Annotated in this window: 1 rRNA gene; it reads right to left on the bottom strand. The window is 57.6% G+C overall.

What is annotated here, in order from left to right:
• Positions 1–43: 43 nt before the first annotated feature.
• Positions 44–2,391: ribosomal RNA gene (locus FED44_RS35380) — 23S ribosomal RNA — on the bottom strand; the annotation flags it as partial.

The following is a 2,391-nucleotide window of genomic DNA, read 5'->3' as shown; positions in this document are numbered from 1 at the left end:
CCGGTTGCTGTCTCTGAGATCACATAGTGAACGCGAGCATAATATGGTCAAGTCCTCGGCCTATTAGTACCGGTCAGCTCCACGCATTACTACGCTTCCACTTCCGGCCTATCAACCCCATCGTCTATAGGGAGCCTTACCCACTCTCGTGGTGGGAGACCTCATCTTGAGGCGAGCTTCCCGCTTAGATGCTTTCAGCGGTTATCCCTACCGAACGTAGCCAACCAGCCGTGCTCCTGGCGGAACAACTGGCACACCAGAGGTTCGTCCGTCCCGGTCCTCTCGTACTAGGGACAGCCCCTCGCAAGTCTCCTGCGCGCGCAGCGGATAGGGACCGAACTGTCTCGCGACGTTCTAAACCCAGCTCGCGTACCGCTTTAATGGGCGAACAGCCCAACCCTTGGGACCTACTCCAGCCCCAGGATGCGACGAGCCGACATCGAGGTGCCAAACCATCCCGTCGATATGGACTCTTGGGGAAGATCAGCCTGTTATCCCCGGGGTACCTTTTAGCCGTTGAGCGACACCGCTTCCACACGCCGATGCCGGATCACTAGTCCCAGCTTTCGCTCCTGCTCGACCCGTCAGTCTCACAGTCAAGCTCCCTTGTGCACTTACACTCGACACCTGATTGCCAACCAGGCTGAGGGAACCTTTGGGCGCCTCCGTTACCTTTTAGGAGGCAACCGCCCCAGTTAAACTACCCACCAGACACTGTCCCCCACCCGGATTCACGGGCGCGGGTTAGACGTCCAAAACGACCAGAGTGGTATTTCACCAATGACTCCACCCCGACTAGCGTCGGAGCTTCCCAGTCTCCCACCTATCCTACACAAGACGCTCCAAACGCCAATGTCAAGCTGTAGTGAAGGTCCCGGGGTCTTTCCGTCCTGCTGCGCGAAACGAGCATCTTTACTCGTACTGCAATTTCACCGGGCCTGTGGTTGAGACAGCGGGGAAGTCGTTACGCCATTCGTGCAGGTCGGAACTTACCCGACAAGGAATTTCGCTACCTTAGGATGGTTATAGTTACCACCGCCGTTTACCGGCGCTTAAGTTCTCACCTTCGCCAACACAAGGCTGGCTAAGCGGTCCCCTTAACGTTCCGGCACCGGGCAGGCGTCAGTCCGTATACATCGTCTTACGACTTCGCACGGACCTGTGTTTTTAGTAAACAGTCGCTTCCCCCTGGCCACTGCGACCCCCACCAGCTCAAGAAGCAAGTTCCATCACCAGTAAAGGTCCCCCTTCTCCCGAAGTTACGGGGGCAATTTGCCGAGTTCCTTAACCACAGTTCACCCGACCGCCTTGGTATTCTCTACCTGACCACCTGAGTCGGTTTAGGGTACGGGCCGCCGCGACACTCACTAGAGGCTTTTCTCGGCAGCATAGGATCACCCACTTCGCCACAATCGGCTCGGCATCACACCTCAGGATACATGAGAGACGGATTTGCCTATCTCTCTCCCTACATGCTTACCCCGGGACAACCACCGCCCGGGCTGGGCTACCTTCCTGCGTCACCCCATCGCTTACCTACTACCAGATCAGGCCAGGCGTTCACCCTGACGCCGGCTCCGAAGAGCCAACCGGCTTAAGGACCCTTAGTATCACTGGATTCGATATGGGCGCATCACAGCGGGTACGGGAATATCAACCCGTTGTCCATCGACTACGCCTGTCGGCCTCGCCTTAGGTCCCGACTTACCCTGGGCGGACGAACCTGCCCCAGGAACCCTTGGTCATTCGGCGCAGAAGATTCTCACTTCTGACTCGCTACTCATGCCTGCATTCTCACTCGTACGACCTCCACCACACGATCACTCGGCGGCTTCACCGGCTCGCACGACGCTCCCCTACCCACCACCAGCAAACTGGCAGTGCCACGACTTCGGCGGTGTACTTGAGCCCCGCTACATTGTCGGCGCAGAATCACTTGACCAGTGAGCTATTACGCACTCTTTCAAGGGTGGCTGCTTCTAAGCCAACCTCCTGGTTGTCACTGCGACTCCACATCCTTTCCCACTTAGCACACGCTTAGGGGCCTTAGTCGGTGATCTGGGCTGTTTCCCTCTCGACCACGGAGCTTATCCCCCGCAGTCTCACTGCCACGCTCAACTTACCGGCATTCGAAGTTTGGCTGACGTCAGTAACCTTGTCGGGCCCATCAGCCAACCAGAGCCCTACCTCCGGCAAGCACCACGCAACGCTGCACCTAAATGCATTTCGGGGAGAACCAGCTATCACGGAGTTTGATTGGCCTTTCACCCCTACACACAGGTCATCCCCCAGGTTTTCAACCCTGGTGGGTTCGGTCCTCCACGCGGTCTTACCCGCGCTTCAACCTGCCCATGCGTAGATCACCCCGCTTCGGGTCTACAGCATGCGACT

It is taken from the genome of Microbispora triticiradicis, assembly GCF_005864065.1.
GTDB classification, from domain to species: domain Bacteria; phylum Actinomycetota; class Actinomycetes; order Streptosporangiales; family Streptosporangiaceae; genus Microbispora; species Microbispora triticiradicis.
This window is presented reverse-complemented; position numbering and strand designations above follow the sequence as displayed.